We start from the raw sequence: 21,456 nt of genomic DNA on the forward strand, positions 1-21,456 counted from the left end.
CCCCTTGGATATATGCCGCAACAAAAACCGGAATCCACTATCGCCCCTTTGCCAATGGATTGCCAGCCAAGGGCATAAAAGGGGCAGATAAACGTCTCTTTGCGGCCCTTTTTCCGATAAAACACTGAAAGTGCAAACGTTTCGCGAAAATCAAGTGGAAAACGTTTAACGCCGCGCCAAATAAGGCTTTGCAGTTTCAAAAAATCCACCACAGGTCACATTTTTTGTGTAGAATACGCGCCCATAACAGAGCGCTGCGTCAAGCGGGCATTTCTTAAAACACCTTTGCCCTTGAACGACTATCCGGGTGAGAGTGGTTTGCGAAATCCCCCACTTCCATTTATTTGGGGACTCTCTGTGTTTGGTGCGACCCAAGTGCGCTTGCCTCCCATGGAACGGTCCCCGTTATGTTGAGGACGATAGTGTGATGGAACAAGCTCGACCCATTCGCCGTGCACTGCTGAGTGTGTCTGACAAAACGGGCATTCTGGAATTTGCCAAGGCACTCAACGAGCGTGGTGTTGCCCTGCTCTCCACCGGCGGTACCGCCAAGCTGCTTGGCGAGGCGGGTCTGCCGGTGACCGAGGTCTCCGACTACACGGGTTTCCCTGAAATGATGGATGGTCGGGTCAAGACCCTGCATCCCAAGGTTCATGGCGGCATCCTCGGCCGTCGGGATCAGGATGATGCCATCATGGCCCAGCACGCTATCTCTCCCATCGACATGGTTGTCGTCAACCTCTACCCCTTCGCCGCGACAGTGGCCAAAGCGGGCTGCACCCTGGCCGATGCGGTCGAGAACATCGACATCGGCGGTCCGACCATGGTGCGCTCTGCGGCTAAAAACCATAAAGATGTCGCCATCGTGGTCAACGCTGCCGACTACGATCGGGTTATTCGCGAAATGGATGGCAACGGTAACAGCCTGAAACTGGCGACCCGTTTTGACCTTGCCATCGCAGCCTTCGAGCACACCGCCGCCTACGACGGCATGATCGCCAATTACTTCGGTACCATGGTGCCCTCTTATGGCGACAACAAGGAGGGTGACGAAGAGTCCCGCTTCCCGCGCACCTTCAACAGCCAGTTCATCAAGAAGCAGGACATGCGTTACGGCGAAAACAGCCATCAGGCTGCCGCTTTCTACGCCGAAGAGCAGGCCGCGCCGGGTTCTGTCTCCAGCGCCACCCAACTGCAGGGCAAGGCGCTCTCCTACAACAACATCGCCGATACTGACGCGGCGCTGGAGTGCGTGAAGGAGTTCAGCGAACCGGCCTGCGTCATCGTCAAGCATGCCAACCCCTGCGGTGTGGCTATCGGTAACGACTTGCTGAGTGCCTACGATCGCGCCTACCAGACCGACCCCACCTCTGCCTTCGGCGGCATCATCGCCTTCAACCGTGAGCTGGATGGTGCCACTGCAGCAGCCATCGTTGCCCGTCAGTTTGTCGAAGTGATCATCGCCCCGAGTGTGAGCCAGGAGGCCCGCGATGCGGTCGCCGCCAAGCAGAACGTGCGTCTGCTCGAATGCGGTCAGTGGACGGCACCGGCGCAAGGCTTTGACCTCAAGCGTGTCAACGGCGGCCTGCTGGTGCAGGAGCGGGATCTCGGCATGGTGACTCTGGGTGACCTGACCGTGGTCAGCAAGCGCCAGCCGACCGAGGCCGAGCTGCAAGATCTGCTGTTCTGCTGGAAAGTGGCCAAGTTCGTCAAATCCAATGCCATCGTCTACGCCAAAGATGGCCAGACCATCGGCGTCGGTGCCGGCCAGATGAGCCGCGTTTATTCGGCCAAGATCGCCGGTATCAAGGCGGCGGATGAAGGGTTGACTGTGGCGGGCTCCGTGATGGCCTCCGATGCCTTCTTCCCGTTCCGCGATGGCATCGATGCTGCGGCGCAGGCCGGTATCTCCTGCGTGATCCAGCCCGGTGGCTCGATGCGCGATCAGGAGGTGATCGACGCTGCCGATGAGCACGGCATGTGCATGGTGTTCACCCACATGCGCCATTTCCGTCATTGATGGGTCAGGGGCTGCCGATGGCGGCCCTTTTGTTGTCTCTTTTCAACTGACTATTGCCACTGGCTGACGGTCCGAGAGGCCGCCCGGTGACCCCAAATAGAAGCGAGCGATACGATGAAAGTACTGATCATTGGCAACGGTGGCCGCGAACATGCCCTGGCCTGGAAGGCCAAACACTCCCCACTGGTACGCCACGTTTTCGTGGCGCCGGGCAATGCGGGCACCCAGCTTGAGCCGGGTGTCGAGAACGTTGCCATCGAGGCGACCGATATCGAAGGGCTGCTGGCCTTTGCCAAAGAGAAGCGCATTGGTCTCACCATCGTCGGGCCGGAAGCACCGCTGGTCAAAGGGGTGGTAGATGCCTTCCGTGCCGCCGGTCAGCCCATTTTTGGCCCGACCGCTGCCGCCGCCCAGCTGGAGGGCTCCAAGGCCTTCACCAAGGATTTCCTGGCCCGTCACGCTATCCCGACTGCCGACTACCAGAACTTCACCGAGGTGGAGCCTGCGCTCGCCTATCTGCGGGAGAAGGGCGCCCCCATCGTCATCAAGGCCGATGGTCTGGCGGCGGGCAAGGGGGTGATTGTCGCCATGACCTTGCAGGAAGCAGAAGACGCGGTACGCGACATGCTCTCCGGCAATGCCTTTGGCGAAGCGGGCTCCCGGGTGGTGATCGAAGAGTTTCTGGATGGCGAAGAGGCGAGCTTCATCGTCATGGTCGACGGCGAGCACGTACTGCCGATGGCTACCAGTCAGGATCACAAGCGGGTGGGCGATGGCGATACCGGCCTCAACACCGGTGGCATGGGGGCTTACTCGCCAGCACCGGTAGTGACTGCCGACGTGCATAAAAAGGTGATGGAGCAGGTGATCATGCCGACCGTGCGCGGCATGGCGGCCGAAGGCAACGTCTACACCGGCTTCCTCTACGCAGGTCTGATGATCGACGGCGCAGGCAATCCCAAGGTGATCGAGTTCAACTGCCGTTTTGGTGATCCCGAGACCCAGCCCATCATGCTGCGGATGCAGTCCGATCTGGTGGAGCTCTGTCTGGCCGCTTGCGCAGGCAAGCTGGATCAGAAAGAGGCCATCTATGATCCCCGCGCCGCCATCGGCGTGGTACTGGCGGCGGGGGGCTATCCTGGCGACTACAGCAGCAATCACCCCATCAGCGGTTTGCCGGTGGATGAGGTGGCGGGCGAGAAGGTGTTCCATGCCGGTACCCGGCTGGAGGGCGATACCAGCCTGACCCAGGGTGGCCGCGTGCTGTGTGCTACCGCCCTTGGCCACACGGTTGCCGAGGCCCAGCAGCGTGCATATCAGCTCGCTGGCCGCATCAAGTGGGATGGTCTCTTCTACCGCAAGGATATCGGCTGGCGCGCCATTGCTCGCGAACAGGAGTAACTGACGCAAGCAAATGGCCAGCTGATCCAGACCCCGCTTCGGCGGGGTTTTTTGTCCCTGTTAACCGGTTTCAACCATCCTTTTGCCGTGCGTCACCGGCGTTCAATCAGTTACCAAGTGCAAACAAGCGCGGCATACTTGTCACTATTTGCCACAAAAAACAGCATCTTTCACAAACTCTTCACCATGAGTCATGGCATTATGCTGGTGATGAATTGCTGTCTGGATTCATTAAGTACCTCTAACAATTCGAGCATGTCGTTATAAATAAGGAAATCCCATGTTGAAAACCGTTCGCCCCCTGCTGCTGCCCCTGATGTTTGGCCTGATGACCCTGCCTGCCGTGGCGGGAGATCTGGAGCAGCCGATGAAGAAGATTGGCTTCAACTACAAGCAGGCCGTCAAGGCTGATGATGCTGCCACCATGGAGAAGCACATCAACGAGATGAAGGCCCAGCTCGACGTGGCCAAGCAGAAGAACATGCCGGCTGCCAAGAAAGAGAAGTTCCTTGAGGGAATGAACGAGGTACAGACCGAGCTGGACGCCAGCCTGGCCGCACTCAAGGCGGGTGATGAGGCCAAGGCGCGCGAACATCTGGCCAAGGTCAACGACCTGAAGAAGGAGTACCACAAATATGCCAAGCAAAAAGGGTGAGCCCTTTCGCTGGGATGCGCTGGTTCGCCTGACCCACTGGGGGGTTGCTGCTGTTTGCATCGGCAACCTCTGGGTTAACGAAGCGGGAGAGCTGTGGCACGAGTGGCTGGGTTACGGCGCGATTGGGCTGGTCACCCTGCGGCTGTTGTGGGGAGTCTCGTTCGCCAAAGGTTATGCCCGTCTGGGGGCACTGATCCCCGGCAGCGATGATTTTCGCCAGCAGGCGCGCGAGATGCGTGAGCGGTTACCCCCTGCGCCGGGTCATCATGGCAGCGGCAAGCTGGCGGTGTGGGCGCTCTGGTTGGTGGTGCTGGCGACCGCAGGCAGCGGCTGGTTTCAAAATACCGAGATGGGTTTTGAACTGGGAGCCGACGAGTGGCATGAGTGGTGTGTATTGGTGTTGCAGGGGCTGATTGGCCTGCACCTGCTGGCCATTGTGTTCACCTCCTGGCGTCAGCGCAGCAATCTGGTCACCCGGATGCTGCCCGCCATCGGCCGTCGCTCATCCATCCAGAGCAGCAACGAGCAAATCTGAGGCTCAGCATTAGGCTCCTTGCGATCCCTCTGATTGAGGCGCCTGATCCGGACCCTGCCCAGACCCGCCAATGGCGGGTCTTTTCTATGACGTCATCAATGGATGTTGCCCGGATGGCAGATGCAAAAAGGCCGCTCATGATGAGCGGCCTTTTCTAATTTGGTGGCCCCTGGCGGACTTGAACCGACGACCAATCGATTATGAGTCGACTGCTCTGACCAACTGAGCTAAGGGGCCAAATTGTGCATTTAGCGGCGAGGATTATAGGGTAAGAGGAAAGGGCAGTCTATAGGCAGATCAACCACTTGGCGACTAAATAAGCAGTTGGATACAAGGTGTTGAACCGGTAGAGGAGCCGATAGCTGATAAAATAAAGCCCCGCATGGCGGGGCTTTGACAGGGCAGAGTCAGGACTATTCGTCCAGGAAGCTGCGCAGCACTTCCGAGCGGCTCGGGTGGCGCAGTTTACGCAGTGCCTTGGCTTCAATCTGACGAATACGCTCACGGGTGACATCGAACTGCTTGCCCACTTCCTCAAGGGTGTGGTCAGTGTTCATGTCGATACCAAAGCGCATCCGCAGTACCTTGGCTTCACGGGCCGTAAGACCTGCCAGCACGTCGCGAGTGGCGTTACGCAGGCTTTCGCTGGTCGCCGCATCCGCTGGCAGAGCAAGGGTGGTATCTTCGATGAAGTCACCCAAGTGGGAATCTTCATCATCACCGATCGGCGTCTCCATGGAGATGGGCTCTTTGGCGATTTTCAGAACCTTGCGGATCTTGTCTTCCGGCATACCCATGCGCATGGCCAGCTCTTCCGGGTTCGGTTCACGACCCATCTCCTGCAGCATCTGGCGGGAGATTCGGTTGAGCTTGTTGATGGTCTCGATCATGTGCACCGGGATACGGATAGTACGAGCCTGATCCGCGATGGAGCGGGTAATGGCCTGACGGATCCACCAGGTGGCATAGGTCGAGAACTTGTAGCCACGACGGTATTCAAACTTGTCTACCGCCTTCATCAGACCGATGTTGCCCTCCTGGATCAGATCCAGGAACTGCAGACCACGGTTGGTGTACTTCTTGGCGATAGAGATAACCAGACGCAAGTTGGCTTCAACCATCTCTTTTTTCGCTCGGCGGGCTTTTGCCTCACCGATGCTCATGCGACGGTTGATATCCTTGATCTGGGCAATCGACAGACCGGTCTCTTCTTCGATCTGCTGCAGTTTGCCGATGGCGCGCAGCACGTCTTCAGCCATCTCGACCAGACGGGGAGACCAGGCTTTACCAGCCTGCTTCTGGTACTCAAACCAGGCACTATCACACTCGTTGTTGGTGAAGGCAGCGACGAAGGTTTTCTTCGGCATCTTGGCCTGCTCAACGCAGAGTTTCAGGATGATACGTTCCTGCACGCGGACCCGTTCCATCATTTCGCGCATGTTGTTGACCAAGCGATCGAACTGCTTGGGCATCAGGCGGAATTGACGGAACACATCGGCCAGCTGAGCGATGGCAGCCTGGGTATCTTCGTGCGCACGGCCATTCTTCTGAATGGAGAGGCGGGTTACCTCATACTGGGCGCGCAGCTCGCCAAACTTCTCGCGAGCGACTTCCGGATCCGGGCCACTGTCACCTTCATCATCCGAGTTGTCGCCATCCTCGTCTTCATCTTCGTCCTCTTCTTCGTCCTCATCAGCCAGATCATCTTCGCTGAGTTCAGAGCCGATATGGGTGGCAGTAGGTGCCACATCTTCGGTTTCGTTAGGATCGATAAAGCCTGAGATGATGTCAGAGAGACGCAACTGCTCGGCTTCGTACTTGTCGTACTGTTCGAGCAGATAGGTAATTGCTTCAGGGTACTCTGCCACAGAGCTTTGTACCTGATTGATACCGTCTTCGATCCGTTTGGCGATGTCGATTTCGCCTTCACGGGTCAGCAGTTCGACGGTACCCATTTCCCGCATATACATGCGGACGGGATCGGTCGTACGACCAATCTCAGATTCAACAGATGCCAGTGCCTGGGCCGCTGCTTCGGCAGCGTCCTCATCGGCGGTACCACCTTCAGCCATGATAAGGTCATCGGCATCCGGAGCGTTTTCAACCACTTGAATGCCCATATCGTTGATCATCTGGATGATGTCTTCGATCTGGTCTGAATCGACAATGTCTTGCGGGAGGTGATCGTTCACCTCGGCATAGGTCAGGTAGCCCTGTTCTTTACCTTTGGCAACGAGGAGTTTAAGCTGAGACTGCGGGGTTTGCTCCATAGAACTCATCCGGTTGGTGATGCTAGGTTACGCGTACGGTGTACTGCTGCGCAAATAGCCAATTCTAATAGAAAACCGCCAGACATGCTATGTCTGGTTGCGGCGTCGGTCGTGAGAAACCCCTGCCCGCAGTATTGTCGGGGCCAGGCGGTTATAAAAATTTTGCTTTTCATCCCGTCGTTTCGGGCAATGTTATCCATATTGGGGCTAACCACTCAAATATCAAGCCCCACCCTCATTTCTTTTCTCAATTTGTACCTCTCTGATCAGCATCATCAACTCTTGGGTTTCATCGGAGCTTAGTCCTTCCTGAGCCACTTTGGCCTGTAATTCTTCGATTCTTTGTTTCAGAAACTGGTTGATGAAGCCGACGAAGGTATCCTGTAACTCGCCCAGAATATCGGGTTCCTGGTCAAGCCGGACCTCTTCGAACAGATCGTGCATGGCCAGCTGAGCGAGGATCTCGCCCTCCTTGGTGCCACGCCAGTGTTCCAGCAAGATACCTGTGGTGATGGTTGGTTGTGCCAGGATTTGCTGGTGCAGTTGCAGCAGGAATTTGATCCCTTGTACGCGTAGTCCGAGCAATTCTGGCATGGGGGGCAGTTCGGCCGTCACGGCCGGATATTGCACCATCAGCGCCAGCGCCCTACGCAATGGCGTCAGCTTGACTGCCTTGGGTTTGTTGACCTCGGCTTTGGGCTGGCTGTTGCGGGCAAAGAGCTCGGCGATACGCTGTTTGTTCTCGCCCCAGCGCATCATGCTGGAGAGGCGGGTGATCAATCCCTCGCGGGTAAATCCTTCCGGTACCCGGCGAATAAGCTCGGCGGCCTTGTTGGCCACTTCGAACTTGCCAGCCTCACCGCTGAGAGCCGCATCCCGTCCGAGACGTTCGAACATGAAGTCAGCGAATGGCTGGGCCTCATTGAGCAGGGTTTCAAAGCCCTCCTTGCCAATCTGGCGTACCAGCGAGTCGGGATCTTCGCCATCCGGCAGGAACACGAACTTCAGCTCGCGGCCATCCTGCAGATGGGAGAGGGCGTTATCCAGCGCTCGCCAGGCGGCTTCACGTCCGGCTTTATCGCCATCGTAGCAGCAGACCACCTCGGCGGTGGTGCGAAACAGGGTGTGGATATGGTCGCTGGTTGTCGCAGTGCCCAGCGCAGCCACCGCATAGTCGATGTCGTACTGACCGAGCGCCACCACATCCATGTAGCCTTCCACCACCAGGATCCGGCGCGGATCCTTATGTGCCTGTTTCACTTCATAGAGGCCAAACAGCTCACGCCCTTTATGGAAAATGGGGGTTTCTGGCGAGTTCAGGTACTTGGGGGTGCCGTCACCCAGCACCCTGCCACCAAAACCGATGACCCGGCCGCGCTTGTCGCGGATCGGGAACATGATGCGGTCGCGAAAGCGATCATAGCTGCCCGGGCCATTGTCACGGGTGATCAGCATGCCGCCCGAGATGAGCAGCTGTTCGTGATCCCGGCTGGCGCCAAAGCGGCGGCGCACCTGATCCCAGTCGCTGGGGGCGTAGCCAATGTTGAATCGTTTGACCACTTCACCGGTCAGGCCGCGACCTTTGAGGTACTCCACCGCATGGGGAGCGCTCTTGAGATTGCTTTCGTAGAATCGAGCGATCTGGTTCATCAGCTCAAAGAGGTCTTTGCTGACGGCCGGCTGGCTATTGGCCGAGCCGCCAATGCTCTGTTCGCGAGGTACCTGCATGCCTTGCGTGCTGGCGAGTTCTTCGATGGCATCGGGAAATTCGAGGCCGTCATACTCCATGACAAAACCGATGGCATTGCCGTGGGCACCACAACCGAAACAGTGATAGAACTGCTTCTCCTGGCTGACGGTAAAAGAGGGGCTTTTTTCGTTATGGAAAGGGCAGCAAGCCTGGTAGTTCTTACCGGCTTTTTTCAGCCGCACTCGCGAGTCGATCAGCTCGACTATGTCTGTGCGTACGAGCAGATCATCGATAAAGGATTGGGGGATCCTGCCTGCCATAACCATCCTGATTCATTGCGGAAAAAATAAAAAAGCCGCGCATTCCAAGGGAAGCACGGCTTCTTCTACTAAACAAGAGAGTTGCCTGTTACGCCAAGCGGGTTTTCACCTGAGCACTGACGGCGCCGACATCGGCACGCCCCTGAATTTTCGGCTTCAAGACAGCCATGACCTTGCCCATATCAGCCATGACGGCAGCACCACTTTCAGTGATGGCTTGCTCAATCAGTGCGGCAATTTGATCTGCGGTCAGCTGTTGTGGCAGGAATTCCTGCAACACAACAATCTCGGCGGACTCTTTGTCGGCGAGATCCTGGCGACCGGCAGCTTCAAACTGGCTGATGGAATCGCGGCGCTGTTTGACCATTTTGGTCACGACAGCGAGGATATCCTCATCATTGAGCTCGATACGGGTATCAACTTCACGTTGCTTGATTTCTGCCATCAACAAACGGATCGTCCCCAAGCGAGCCTTATGTCTGGCAAGCATGGCGAGTTTTTGTTGATCCTTGAGTTGATCCTTCAGAGACACGGCATTGACTCCTGATTAGTACAGGCGGATACGACGTGCGTTTTCGCGAGACAGCTTTTTGGCGTGACGCTTAACAGCAGACGCTTTAGCGCGCTTACGAATGGTAGTCGGCTTCTCGTAGAACTCACGGCTACGAACTTCGGACAGGATACCGGCCTTTTCGCAAGAACGCTTGAAGCGACGCAGAGCAACGTCAAACGGCTCATTTTCACGGACTTTGATTACTGGCATGTGCCTTTCACCTCAGTGATAAATTGTTAGCTGACCTTCAATCGATCAGCATGACTTAAAATGGTGCGAAATTATACTCTGGACAGGGAATGAAAGTAAACCCGCAGAGATCGCTCTGGTTTAAAAAACCCGCGAAGGTTACCATAGCCGTCTCATTTTAGCAGTGAAATTTTTTAGCAATGCGTGTATTGGGCATAGAGACATCCTGTGACGAAACCGGGATCGCGATCTTCGATGATCAAAAAGGGATCCTTTCCCATCAGTTATACAGCCAGGTCAAGCTGCATGCGGATTACGGTGGCGTGGTCCCCGAACTCGCCAGCCGGGATCATGTTCGCAAGACGATCCCGTTGATCCAGGCCGCATTGCAAGAGGCGGGACTGGGTAAAGATGACATTGACGGCATTGCCTATACCGCGGGTCCTGGCCTGGTCGGTGCCATTCTGGTGGGGGCAACCATTGGCCGCTCGCTGGCGATGGCGTGGGACAAGCCGGCGATCGCCGTCCACCATATGGAAGGCCACCTGCTGGCTCCCATGTTGGAGGAGAAGGCTCCCGAGTTCCCCTTCGTGGCGCTGCTGGTTTCTGGTGGCCACTCCATGTTGGTGCGGGTTGATGGTATCGGCAGCTATCAGTTGCTGGGGGAATCCATCGACGATGCCGCTGGCGAAGCGTTCGACAAGACCGCCAAGCTGATGGGGCTGGACTACCCGGGCGGCCCGCTGCTCTCCCGTCTGGCCGAAAAAGGCACCACCGGGCGCTTCAAGTTTCCACGGCCCATGACGGATCGCCCCGGGCTTGATATGAGCTTCTCCGGGCTCAAGACCTTTGCGGCGAATACCATTGCCGCCAACGGTGATGATGAGCAGACCCGTGCCGATATTGCCCGTGCATTTGAAGATGCGGTGGTAGACACCCTGTCGATCAAGTGCCGTCGTGCCTTGCAGGAGACCGGCCTTAAACGTCTGGTGGTGGCCGGTGGTGTCAGTGCCAACCGTCACTTGCGCGCCCAGCTGGCAGAGCTGATGGAGGGCCTCCATGGCGAGGTGTTCTATCCGCGTACTGAATACTGCACCGACAATGGCGCCATGATCGCGTATGCAGGTATGCAACGATTGAAAGCGGGGGTGTTTGAACCGCTGGTAGTCAAGGCGGTGCCACGCTGGCCGCTGGATACCCTGGATCCGGTCTGATCCGCAGGATCCTGCACCTTGATGGCGTGGTGGATGTGATGATGAGCATGGCCCATGGGATGCACCAGAGGCGCTTGCAGGGCTACTGAGGCATCATCACTGTGATGGTTGGATAGCTATCTAGCAGTGCCATCTAAAGTGTCAGCTTCTCTTTATATGCAGCGATAAAAAAATCCCCGCCATGTGGCGGGGATTTTTGTTTGGCGCTCGGGGCTCGATGCGATTAGAGCATGATGCCACCGAAGAAGAAGCCCAGCGCGACGGCGCAAGCAATGGTAGCGACACCAGGTACAAAGAAGGGGTGGTTGAATACCGCCTTGCCGATACGGGTGGAGCCAGTGTCATCCATTTCAACCGCAGCCAGCAGGGTTGGATAGGTTGGCAGTACGAACAGGGCGCTCACCGCTGCGAAGGAGGCAATCGCAGTCAACGGGCTGACACCCAGCGCCAGTGCGGCAGGCATCAGGGCTTTGGTGGTGGCACCTTGTGAATAGAGCAGCATGGCAGCGAAGAACAACACCACAGCCAACAGCCAGGAGTACTGGTTCAACAGGTCGCCCGCGATCAGCTGGATGGTATCCATGTTGCCTTTCACAAAGACGTTACCCAGCCAGGCGACACCCAGTACGCAGATACAGGCAGACATACCGGACTTGAAGGTCGGCATGTTGGTCACTTGAGTGGCGTCCAGTTTGCACACCAGAGTCATGATGGTGGCAGCGGCCAGCATGATGCCCATAATGGCACCGTCACGTGGGATCGGCGGGTTGGCGATCAGGCCCACTTTGCCGGAGATAGCGGTGGCGTAAGCCATAACCGCAATGATGGCGGAAATAAAGATCCACACAGAAACCTTGGCGTAAGGTTTCAGCTCAAGCTTGGTGGTGCCACGCAGCTTGATCAGCCCTCTGGCTTTGCGATCCAGGTAGACTTCGTCCTGCTCCAGCGGCTTGCCCAGCATGTTGGCGACAAAGGCACCGATGATACAGGCCAGGAAGGTGGACGGGATGCAGATGGCCAGCAGGGTCAGGTAGTCAACACCGAACGGCTCTAGCATGCCGGAGAAGGCAACCACAGCAGCAGAGATTGGGGATGCTGTGATGGCGATCTGGGAGGCGATAACTGCGATGGAGAGCGGACGGGATGGGCGGATCCCTTGCTCTTTGGCCACTTCAGCGATAACTGGCAGAGTGGAAAAAGCAGTATGGCCGGTACCAGCCAGCATGGTCATCAGATAGGTGACGATCGGTGCGGCGAAGGTGATGTATTTGGGGTTTTTACGCAGCGCTTTCTCTGCCAGGGAGACCAGATAGTCCATCCCGCCAGCCAGTTGCATACAGGCGATGGCGCAGATAACAGACATGATGATCATGATTACATCCCAAGGGATGTAGCTCACCAGTTGATCACTCGGGATGGGCATGCCCAGACCCCAGGTCAGTACCAGTACCCCCAGACCACCGGCAAAGCCGATGCCGATGCTGCCTATCCTTGCCCCCAGATAGATAGCGCCGAGCACCACAAGTAACTCGATTAAAATCATAGCGATAACTCCATTTATTTAGTTTTTGGTTTTTATTTGGCAAAAAGCCAATTCCTGATCGGGCTGGGGATAAAGACCAATCGGGAACTGACTTTAATGGGCCGGGAAGATCCCGGCCCATACTCGCTTATACGGTGGCTTCGCGGGTGAAACGCTTGGCTTTGTATTGCGGGTTCATCAAGTTCTCGATGGAGAGAATTTCGTCCAGTTGCTCGGCGCTCAGCAGGCCGCGCTCCAGCACGACTTCGCGGACGTTCTTGCCGGTCTGGGCACAGATCTTACCGACGATGTCACCTTCGTGGTGACCGATGAAGGGGTTCAGGTAGGTCACGATACCGATGGAGTTCAGTACGTGGTTCATGCAGATTTCCGGGTTAGCGGTGATCCCTTCCACGCACTTCTCGCGCAGGGAGATACAGGCTTTTTCCATCAGGCTCAGGGATTCGAACATTGCCTGACCAATCACCGGCTCCATGACGTTCAGCTGCAGCTGACCGGCTTCGGCGGCGAAAGTGATGGTGATGTCGTTACCGAATACCTTGAAGCAGGACTGGTTGACCACTTCCGGGATAACCGGGTTGACCTTGGCTGGCATGATGGAGGAACCCGCTTGCATTTCTGGCAGGTTGATCTCTTTCAGTGCAGTGCGCGGGCCGGAGGAGAGCAGACGCAGGTCATTACAGATCTTGGAGAGCTTCATGGCCAGACGCTTGACTGCGCCGTGCAACATCACATACGCACCACAGTCAGAGGTCGCTTCGATCAGGTCTTCTGCCGGTACATAAGCACGGCCAGTGATCTCGGCCAGACGCTTGATGGCCAGGGCAGAGTACTCTGGCGGAGTGTTCAGACCGGTACCGATGGCGGTTGCACCCAGGTTCACTTCCAGCAGCAGCTCCTGGCAACGCTTGATGGACTTGATCTCTTCACGCAGGGTAACGGCAAAAGCATGGAATTCCTGACCCAGGGTCATCGGAACCGCATCCTGCAGCTGGGTACGACCCATTTTCAGAATGCTCTTGAACTCTGCTGCTTTGGCATCGAATGCGGCGATCAGATGCTCCAGTGCATGCAGGGTCACGTCAGTGCTGTTCACCACGGCAACGCGGAAACCGGTAGGGTAGGCGTCGTTGGTGGATTGGCACTTGTTGACGTGGTCGTTCGGATTGATAACGTCGTAGTTGCCTTTTTCCAGACCCATGATTTCCAGGGCGATGTTGGCCAGTACTTCGTTGGTGTTCATGTTGACGGAGGTGCCGGCACCACCTTGATAAACGTCGACCGGGAACTGGTCGAAGCATTTGCCAGTGCTGAGCATCAGGTCGCAGGCTTCTACGATCTTGTCAGCAATTTCCGGACGGATGGTACCCAGCTCGCCGTTTGCCAACGCCGCAGCTTTCTTGGTCAATACCATGCCACGGACGAATTCCGGAACGTCAGAAATCTTCTGAGAGCTGATCTTGAAGTTCTCGACTGCGCGCAGGGTATGCACACCGTAGTAAAAATCATTGGAAACTTCTTTGGTGCCCAGCAGGTCTTCTTCAATGCGGACGTTCTTGATGTCGCTCATTGTAATGCCTCAGAAATCAGAAAAATGGAAAAAATCCTCACCGAGTGGTCGCGAGTTCCTTGCGCACAGCTCATCCTGAAGCACCACACATCGAGTGGGGCAGTTGGGAGCACAGCCCCCGAATTACTGGCCAATATACTACTCCAATTGAGGTATCGGTTATTAGAGCTAGATCACTAAATTTAAGTCATTTTCAAATTACTTTGATGAACGCATACATATGTTGCAAGCTACGCATGGTTATGTTTTTTATGAATTTTTTTTAGAGTTTGCTGATTTTTTAGATTGCTGATGACGTAGGAGTCAGTTGAAGTGCTTGAAAAGAGGGGGATAGCCCCCATTTATTCAGGGTAGATAGTGGGGATGACGCGGCAGAGACGTCACCGACAGACTGCTGTTTGACGCGCCCCGCTGTTTCTCAATTTACTGGTATTGGAGTAGATATGGGCAAGTTGTTTCTGTTGTTGGTGGGACTGGTGGTATTGGAGCTCACCGTGATGATCGAGGTCGGCTCCGTGATTGGCGCACTGCCGACCGTCGGCTTGCTCATTCTGACCGCGGTGTTGGGATCGTCTCTGGTACGCAATGAAGGGATCAAAACCCTGTTCAGCGCTCAACAGAAGATGCAGATGGGCGAGATGCCAGGCCGTGAGGTGATGGGTGGCATGATGTTGGCGCTGGCCGGCTTGCTGCTGATCATTCCGGGTTTTGTGACTGACTTCGTTGGTGTGTTGCTGTTGCAACCCTGGCTGCGCAACAAGCTGGCCGACAAGCTGATCGGCAGCAACCCGTTCCGGATGCAGATGGGTGGCTTCCAGCAGGGAACACAATCGCCGTTCGGCAATGGGGCGTCTGATGACCATCTGGAGCACCCCAAGCAGGGTGGCACTACCATCGAAGGCGAGTTTGAGCGTAAAGAGTAATCTACGAGACGAAAACCCGAGGCGAGTGACCGATCAGGGTTTACCCTGATGACACAGCGCCTCGAAGCGGTGTCGGGCATACCACCAGGCGAGGGTGCCCGCCGCCAGATTGGCCAGCAGTATTCCCAGATAGATCCCCTGTTCTCCCCCCAGTTTTGCCCCCAGCCATGCCCCTGGCAACAGGAAACCAAACAGTCGTAGCCCATTGAACAAGAACGAGATGCTGGATGCCCGCACGCCATTGAGCGCAGAAGCTAACAGCATCACCATCCCCTGAAAGCCATAACCAATCGGCACCAGATGCAGATAAAGAGTGATCAAGCGCACCACCTGTGGCTGCTCGCTGAACAGCCTGGCAATAAAGGGAGCAAGCAGCCAGGTCAGGCCATAGATGGCGAGCTGGAACAGCAACGCAAAACCCATACAGCTTTGCAACGCAGCCTTGGCGCGGGCCGGATTACCCGCCCCGCAGTTTTGCGAGATGAAAGGGGCAAGCACGGAGGCAAGGGCCATCATCACGATCAGCAGCAGCGCTTCGACCCGCGAGGCCGCGCCGTAGGCGGCCACCACTTCGGTGCCAAGACCGGCGAAAAAGGTCATCAGCACCGCATTGGCCAAGGGGTTGAGCATATTGGTAAAGGATGCCGGTACCGCGACATGAAGCAGTGAGCGCCAGTGCTGAAACAGTCGGGGTCGGGCAGAGAGGCGCCACAGCAGTAAACCTTCTCGATGGCGCAAGATATAGAGGCTGACCAGCATCGCCATCAACCAGGAAATAGAGGTGGCGATGGCCGCCCCGCGGATCCCCCATTCGGGAAACGGACCTATGCCGAAGATCAGCAAGGGATCCAGCACCCCGTTGACCAACCCGGCTACCGCCATCACCACGCTAGGGGTCTTGGTATCCCCGGTCGCGCGGATAGCCGCATTGCCCACCATGGGTAATACCAGCATGGGCACGGTCAGATACCAGATCAGCATGTAGTCATGGATGAGGGAGATGAGTTCGACACTGGCTCCCAGCAGGGTAAACAGCGGTTTGATGGTGAGTGCGCCGCCCACGGAGAGCAGGGCCACCATGATCACCGCCAGAAACAGACTGTCGGTGGCGAGATGGGCGGCCTCATCGTGCTTGCCTTGCCCCAGGGTATGGCCGATCACCGCAGACAGCCCGGCACCCAATCCCATGGCGAGGGAGGTGACGACAAAGGTCACCGGAAAGGTAAAACTGATGGCGGCCAGCGCCTGAGTACCCAGCATGCCGATAAAAAAGGTATCGACCAGGTTGAACGCCAGAATGGCGATGATGCCGAAAATCATCGGGCCCGTCATCTGGCGCAGTACGACAGGGATAGGTGCTGTCAGCATGGGGTTAGTGCGGGTCAATGGCGAGTCTCTGTATCTGGCTTTGAGGGTTCAGGCATGGCAGCGATGGGCTGAATCCGGCTTTTATCCATGGTGAGGACACGGGCGAACAATCGAAGAGCTTCATAGTACGTGAAAATATTTTTTTTGTATTTGCCCTTGAAGGGTTAGCTACTTTGCCCCACATCAGTGCCATATCTAATTTGGTCAGAAACGGCCATTCCTCAAAGCAACAATAAGACTCATTTTGGGAGAGTTATCGATGAAAATTCGTCCGCTGCACGACCGCGTCATCATCAAGCGCATCGAAGCTGAAGCCAAATCCGCCGGTGGTATCGTTTTGACGGGTACCGCGGCCCAGAAGTCCACCCGTGGTGAAGTGCTTGCCGTGGGGACTGGTCGCATCCTGGATAATGGCGAAGTCAAAGCGCTGGCAGTGAAGGTGGGTGACAAGGTTATCTTCAACGAAGGCTACGGCGTAAAGACCGAAAAGCTGGATGGTCAGGATGTACTGATCCTCTCCGAAACCGACATCCTGGCGATTGTCGAAGCGTAATCCATCCTCCTTTTTCCCCGAATTGATTTAAGGATTGAAGAAAAATGGCAGCTAAAGACGTTAAGTTTGGTAACGAAGCCCGCATCAAGATGCTGGAAGGCGTAAACATCCTGGCCGATGCGGTCAAGGTCACCCTGGGCCCGAAAGGCCGCAACGTGGTGCTGGACAAGTCCTTCGGCGCCCCGACTATCACCAAAGATGGTGTGTCCGTTGCGCGCGAAATCGAGCTGGAAGACAAGTTCCAGAACATGGGCGCCCAGATGGTCAAGGAAGTTGCTTCCAAGGCTAACGATGCCGCCGGTGACGGTACCACTACTGCAACCGTTCTGGCTCAGGCGATCGTCAACGAAGGTCTGAAAGCCGTCGCGGCTGGCATGAACCCGATGGATCTGAAGCGCGGTATCGACAAAGCCGTTGTGGCTGCTGTTGCCGAGCTGCAAGCGCTGTCCCAGCCTTGCGCTGACAGCAACGCCATCGCTCAGGTAGGCACCATCTCTGCCAACTCCGACGAGAAAGTGGGCAAGCTGATTGCTGAAGCCATGGACAAAGTCGGCCGTGATGGTGTCATCACTGTTGAAGATGGCCAGGGTCTGGACGATGAGCTGGCTGTGGTAGAAGGCATGCAGTTCGATCGCGGCTATCTGTCCCCTTATTTCATCAACAAGCAAGAGACTGGTTCCGTTGAACTGGACGACCCGTTCATCCTGCTGGTTGACAAGAAAGTATCCAACATCCGCGAAATGTTGCCGGTGCTGGAAGGTGTTGCCAAAGCAGGCAAGCCGCTGTTGATCGTTGCTGAAGACGTTGAAGGTGAAGCGCTGGCTACTCTGGTGGTCAACACCATGCGCGGTATCGTGAAAGTCGCAGCCGTCAAGGCACCGGGCTTTGGTGATCGTCGCAAGGCCATGCTGCAAGATATCGCCGTACTGACTGGCGGTACCGTGATCTCTGAAGAAGTGGGCATGGAGCTGGAAAAAGCGACTCTGGAAGATCTGGGTCGTGCCAAGCGCATCGTCATCACCAAAGAGAACACCACCATCATCGATGGCGTGGGTGATGCAACCGTGATCGAAGGCCGTGTTGCCCAGATCCGTCAGCAAATCGAAGATACGTCTTCTGATTACGACCGTGAGAAGCTGCAAGAGCGCGTGGCCAAGTTGGCCGGTGGTGTTGCGGTCATCAAGGTTGGTGCTGCCACTGAAGTCGAGATGAAAGAGAAGAAAGCCCGTGTTGACGATGCCCTGCATGCAACTCGCGCTGCCGTTGAAGAGGGTGTGGTTGCCGGTGGTGGTGTTGCGCTGGTGCGCGTAGCTGCCAAGCTGGTTGGCCTGCGTGGCGACAACGAAGACCAAAACGTGGGTATCAAGGTTGCCTTGCGTGCCATGGAAGCTCCGCTGCGTCAGATCGTGATCAACGCCGGTGAAGAAGCCTCCGTCATTGCCAACGCAGTGAAGAACGGTGAAGGCAACTTCGGTTACAACGCATACACCGAACAGTACGGTGACATGCTGGCCATGGGTATCCTGGATCCGACCAAGGTTACCCGTTCAGCCCTGCAGTTTGCCTCTTCCATCGCCGGTTTGATGATCACCACCGAGTGCATGATCACCGAGATGCCGAAGAAAGATACTCCAGCCATGCCGGACATGGGTGGTATGGGCGGCATGGGCATGATGTAATCATCATCCCGGCTCTGTTTGAGAAACGGCTCGCCCTAGGCGAGCCGTTTTTTTATATCTGGCTAAACTGAGTCTGTTGAGACAGCACATTTTTGGGAGAGAACATGAACGTTTTTGGTTGCATTGCCCTGCTTCTTTCATTGGTCATCATGCCAACGGCCTCAGCAGAGGCGCTCACCGGACCGGTGATCTTGAAAGTCAGCGGCAATATAAAGTCGACAGATGAGGTGGATGGCAAGGTACTGTTTGACCTGGCCAAGCTGCAGGCGCTGCCACAGCATGAAGTGGTGACCGGCAATCCCTGGGTCGATAAACCGCACCGATATAGAGGACCCAAGCTGGCGGACCTGTTGGCTTCGGTTGGGGCTAGTGGTAAAACTGTTATCCTGACAGCATTGAACAGTTTCCAGATCAGTATCGAGTGGGACAAAGTCGCTAAGTATGATCCTATTTTGGCATGGCAAGATGATGGGGTAGTCATGCGAGTGCGCGATAAGGGACCGATTTGGTTTATGCTCCCTCTCGATCAGTATCCGGAACTGAAGCGCTCTGAATACACCGACATGATGATCTGGCAGCTTGATTCAATAGACATCCAGCGCTGATCAATACGCAACAGGAGCATCGGATGAAAGGAAAGACCAGAACTTGGCCACTGATCGTCATTCTGTATATATCCATCCTGTCGTTTACCGGGAGCACGCTCTACTGCCTGATGCAGATCCAGAACACCACCAGAGCGATGGAGAAATACACCTACGATGTTTCCTGGGCGTTGATGCAGTTGCAATTGGAGCTTGGGCGCTTCCTTACTGCCGTTAAGGTGTATCACTACGGTGGCATCGATCACGATACCTTGATGCTGCGCTATGACATCCTCTGGAGCAGAACGCCCATTTTGTTGAACGGCCAGTTGCGCAAAAGCATGGAGGACAAGCAGAAGACCTTACGACTGGTTCAATTGATAGAAAGCAATATCCGCAATATTGAACCCGATATCACCACCCTTAAAGCTGGCGTCAGCGATTATCAGCAAATCATGATGCGGCTGGAACCTCTTCAAGAGCCGCTTTCCTACTCACTTGCCTCTGTGATGCAAAAGAACATCAACATCTATTCAGATAACGATCGTTATTTTGGCCAGTTGCGCAATGCGTTGCTACTGATGGTGTCGGGTCTGATTGTTTCGGTCCTGTTGCTCAGTATCCTGCTTATATATGAAGGGCGTCGCCATTTTAGAGCGGCAAGGCAGGATCCGCTGACCGGATTGCCCAACCGATTTGCTTTGTTGGAGCGAATGGAGCTGTGCACGACTCAAGACGTGCCGTTTGGACTGGTGTTGATTGATATCAACGATTTCAGGGATATCAACAGTAAGTTCGGCTATGACACCGGTGATTATTTGCTCAATGAGTTCGCCAATCGAATAAGAACATTGTGTGGTGAGGGAGAGTGGAGTGGTCGCTTGGGGGGGGACCAGTTTGCCATTATTCAGCGTGGCAGCAGTGATCTGCGCCAGGTCCGGGAGTTAGTTGCTCGCTTACACAATGCGCTCAAGCAGGATATCGTGTATGACAACTATCCATTCCGGCTAGAGGCGGGGGTCGGGATTGCATTTTATCCGATGGACAGCAACAAAACTCAAGAGTTGTTGAGCCATGCAGAGCAAGCGCTGTTTCATAGTCGCAAGACCCAAGTGCCTTATGTCATCTACGATAACTCGCTGCTAAACGAGACAACCCGCCGCAAGCACCTGGCTTCGGACATGATCATGGCGTTAGAACATAACGCCATGGAGCTCTATTACCAGCCGATAGTCAATCTTGAAAATGGTCGCTGTGAAGCGGTCGAAGCCCTATTGCGTTGGCGCCACCCTGAGTTGGGGTTTATTCCCCCTAATGAGGTGATCATGGTGGCAGAAGAGTTTCAGCTTGCAGAAAGAGTGGGTAGCTGGGTGTTAAATACAGCGTGCCAACAACTTTCGCAGTGGCATCAGCTTGGCTTGGTGGACCTGCAGATGTGCGTCAATATTTCCCCGGGCATGTACCAGCGTAATTTGCTCAAACTGGTAGCCAAGGCATTGATGGAGCATCACTTGCCCGCCCGGAGTCTGGTATTGGAAGTGACCGAAGATACCACCATGCGGGAAGTGAAGAACTCTCTGCAACTTATGCAAGATCTTACCCAGCAGGGAGTACTACTGGCACTGGATGACTTTGGTACCGGCTACTCATCATTGAGTTATCTGCAAAAACTGCCGGTCAGCAAAGTGAAGATTGACCGATCCTTTATTCAGGGCATTGACACCTCTATAGAGGCATCCGAGTTGGTTGCCAACATTTGCCGCTTGGGATCCATGCTGGGCAAGAGTCTGGTCTGTGAAGGGATCGAGACCCAGGCGCAACTTGATGTGTTGCGTTCTCTGACCGATATCCACTTATATGGACAAGGTTATCTGTTCAGCCGACCTGAGCAGGCGGAAAAAATCTATCAAACCTTGCTAGAGATGGAGGATCTTTGGTTGGCGCGTCAACAAACCGAGCCCGCTTACATGGGTTGAAGCAGTATCCCCTCTGGTGCGGTTAGCCTCTGGAACTGTGATTTAGTTCAAATATTCCACGCATTGTTTGTTGTTTGAACGTCTGTGTGATTTTTTCAAAAAAACATGCAATTCCTGCTTGCCAGAAAGATTCTGCTCCCTATAATGCGCCACATCGACAGGGCAAGCGGCAACGCAAACCACCCGGTTGGTAACCTTGAAAAGCCTTTGAAAATAAGGCTTGACTCGAGAAGGCGGTTGAGTAGAATTCCACTCCCGCAGCAACGAACTGTTGCGCCGCTCTTTAACAATTTGAATCAAGCAATCTGTGTGGGCACTCACAGCATCGAGCATCAAAATTAATTTTTGATTTTCAATGTCTGGTGAAGTGACCAAGACGATTTCTTAGCAATAAGAAGTCGAACAGTTTATTT

At 55.4% G+C, this 21,456-nt stretch carries 18 protein-coding genes and 1 tRNA gene; 10 read left to right on the forward strand and 9 right to left on the reverse strand.

The window, feature by feature from the left end; translation table 11 throughout:
• The first annotated feature begins 427 nt into the window (after positions 1 to 427).
• From purH to CF137_RS09650, 4 genes are all read left to right on the forward strand, one after another.
• Complete coding sequence (gene purH / locus CF137_RS09635; protein ID WP_139718859.1) at positions 428 to 2,020, forward strand: bifunctional phosphoribosylaminoimidazolecarboxamide formyltransferase/IMP cyclohydrolase; 1,593 nt, start codon at positions 428 to 430, stop codon at positions 2,018 to 2,020.
• 114 nt (positions 2,021 to 2,134) lie between these two features.
• A complete protein-coding gene (gene purD, locus CF137_RS09640) occupies positions 2,135 to 3,421 on the forward strand; it encodes a phosphoribosylamine--glycine ligase (RefSeq protein ID WP_139718860.1) in 1,287 nt (428 codons plus the stop codon).
• 280 nt (positions 3,422 to 3,701) lie between these two features.
• On the forward strand, positions 3,702 to 4,076 hold the full coding sequence (locus CF137_RS09645; protein ID WP_005349056.1) for a cytochrome b562: 375 nt from the start codon (positions 3,702 to 3,704) through the stop codon (positions 4,074 to 4,076).
• Entirely contained in the window at positions 4,057 to 4,611 is a 555-nt protein-coding gene (locus tag CF137_RS09650; protein WP_139718861.1) for a cytochrome b/b6 domain-containing protein, read from the forward strand. The genes CF137_RS09645 and CF137_RS09650 overlap by 20 nt, the downstream gene beginning before the upstream one ends.
• A 160-nt stretch (positions 4,612 to 4,771) precedes the next feature.
• Here the strand turns inward: CF137_RS09650 and CF137_RS09655 are convergent.
• The 5 genes from CF137_RS09655 to rpsU form a co-directional block, all read right to left on the reverse strand.
• A tRNA-Ile gene (locus tag CF137_RS09655) sits at positions 4,772 to 4,848 on the reverse strand.
• 176 nt (positions 4,849 to 5,024) lie between these two features.
• The gene (gene rpoD, locus CF137_RS09660; RefSeq protein ID WP_042024428.1) at positions 5,025 to 6,881 is read right to left on the reverse strand and encodes an RNA polymerase sigma factor RpoD; all 1,857 of its coding nucleotides are present in this window, start codon (positions 6,879 to 6,881) and stop codon (positions 5,025 to 5,027) included.
• Between the two features lie 222 nt (positions 6,882 to 7,103).
• On the reverse strand, positions 7,104 to 8,891 hold the full coding sequence (dnaG, locus tag CF137_RS09665; RefSeq protein ID WP_139718862.1) for a DNA primase: 1,788 nt from the start codon (positions 8,889 to 8,891) through the stop codon (positions 7,104 to 7,106).
• An 88-nt stretch (positions 8,892 to 8,979) separates the two neighbouring features.
• On the reverse strand, positions 8,980 to 9,423 hold the full coding sequence (locus CF137_RS09670; RefSeq protein WP_139718863.1) for a GatB/YqeY domain-containing protein: 444 nt from the start codon (positions 9,421 to 9,423) through the stop codon (positions 8,980 to 8,982).
• A 15-nt stretch (positions 9,424 to 9,438) separates the two neighbouring features.
• A complete protein-coding gene (gene rpsU / locus CF137_RS09675) occupies positions 9,439 to 9,654 on the reverse strand; it encodes a 30S ribosomal protein S21 (protein ID WP_005309452.1) in 216 nt (71 codons plus the stop codon).
• A 179-nt stretch (positions 9,655 to 9,833) separates the two neighbouring features.
• Between rpsU and tsaD the strand changes: the two genes are divergently transcribed.
• The gene (gene tsaD / locus CF137_RS09680) at positions 9,834 to 10,847 is read left to right on the forward strand and encodes a tRNA (adenosine(37)-N6)-threonylcarbamoyltransferase complex transferase subunit TsaD (RefSeq protein ID WP_139718864.1); all 1,014 of its coding nucleotides are present in this window, start codon (positions 9,834 to 9,836) and stop codon (positions 10,845 to 10,847) included.
• A 223-nt stretch (positions 10,848 to 11,070) separates the two neighbouring features.
• Here the strand turns inward: tsaD and CF137_RS09685 are convergent, their stop codons facing one another.
• On the reverse strand, positions 11,071 to 12,390 hold the full coding sequence (locus CF137_RS09685; RefSeq protein ID WP_042024432.1) for an anaerobic C4-dicarboxylate transporter: 1,320 nt from the start codon (positions 12,388 to 12,390) through the stop codon (positions 11,071 to 11,073).
• Positions 12,391 to 12,517: 127 nt separating this feature from the next.
• Positions 12,518 to 13,960, reverse strand: coding sequence for an aspartate ammonia-lyase (aspA, locus tag CF137_RS09690; protein WP_101323693.1), 1,443 nt, complete (start codon positions 13,958 to 13,960; stop codon positions 12,518 to 12,520).
• Positions 13,961 to 14,403: 443 nt separating this feature from the next.
• On the opposite strand from aspA, the gene CF137_RS09695 reads away from it, so the two are divergent.
• Positions 14,404 to 14,883: an FxsA family protein gene (locus tag CF137_RS09695; protein WP_139718865.1), complete on the forward strand. Its 480-nt coding sequence runs from the start codon at positions 14,404 to 14,406 to the stop codon at positions 14,881 to 14,883.
• A gap of 33 nt (positions 14,884 to 14,916) precedes the next feature.
• On the opposite strand, the gene CF137_RS09700 is transcribed toward CF137_RS09695, so the two are convergent.
• Positions 14,917 to 16,251, reverse strand: a complete 1,335-nt coding sequence (locus CF137_RS09700; protein WP_240038538.1) for an MATE family efflux transporter — start codon at positions 16,249 to 16,251, stop codon at positions 14,917 to 14,919.
• Between the two features lie 259 nt (positions 16,252 to 16,510).
• Here CF137_RS09700 and CF137_RS09705 point away from each other — a divergent pair, with 259 nt between their 5' ends.
• The 4 genes from CF137_RS09705 (at position 16,511) to CF137_RS09720 (ending at position 21,043) form a co-directional block, all read left to right on the forward strand.
• Positions 16,511 to 16,804, forward strand: a complete 294-nt coding sequence (locus CF137_RS09705) for a co-chaperone GroES (RefSeq protein ID WP_033136012.1) — start codon at positions 16,511 to 16,513, stop codon at positions 16,802 to 16,804.
• Between the two features lie 44 nt (positions 16,805 to 16,848).
• Positions 16,849 to 18,483: a chaperonin GroEL gene (groL, locus tag CF137_RS09710; RefSeq protein ID WP_042024445.1), complete on the forward strand. Its 1,635-nt coding sequence runs from the start codon at positions 16,849 to 16,851 to the stop codon at positions 18,481 to 18,483.
• Positions 18,484 to 18,587: 104 nt separating this feature from the next.
• Complete coding sequence (locus CF137_RS09715) at positions 18,588 to 19,088, forward strand: putative pterin-binding protein (protein WP_139718867.1); 501 nt, start codon at positions 18,588 to 18,590, stop codon at positions 19,086 to 19,088.
• Between the two features lie 23 nt (positions 19,089 to 19,111).
• The gene (locus CF137_RS09720) at positions 19,112 to 21,043 is read left to right on the forward strand and encodes a putative bifunctional diguanylate cyclase/phosphodiesterase (RefSeq protein WP_139718868.1); all 1,932 of its coding nucleotides are present in this window, start codon (positions 19,112 to 19,114) and stop codon (positions 21,041 to 21,043) included.
• A gap of 42 nt (positions 21,044 to 21,085) precedes the next feature.
• Here CF137_RS09720 and CF137_RS21975 read toward each other — a convergent pair whose 3' ends face one another.
• Positions 21,086 to 21,418, reverse strand: coding sequence for a hypothetical protein (locus tag CF137_RS21975; RefSeq protein ID WP_162515905.1), 333 nt, complete (start codon positions 21,416 to 21,418; stop codon positions 21,086 to 21,088).
• Positions 21,419 to 21,456 lie beyond the last annotated feature (38 nt).

The sequence above is a fragment of the Aeromonas sobria genome (genome assembly GCF_006243315.1).
Classification (GTDB): domain Bacteria; phylum Pseudomonadota; class Gammaproteobacteria; order Enterobacterales; family Aeromonadaceae; genus Aeromonas; species Aeromonas sobria_A.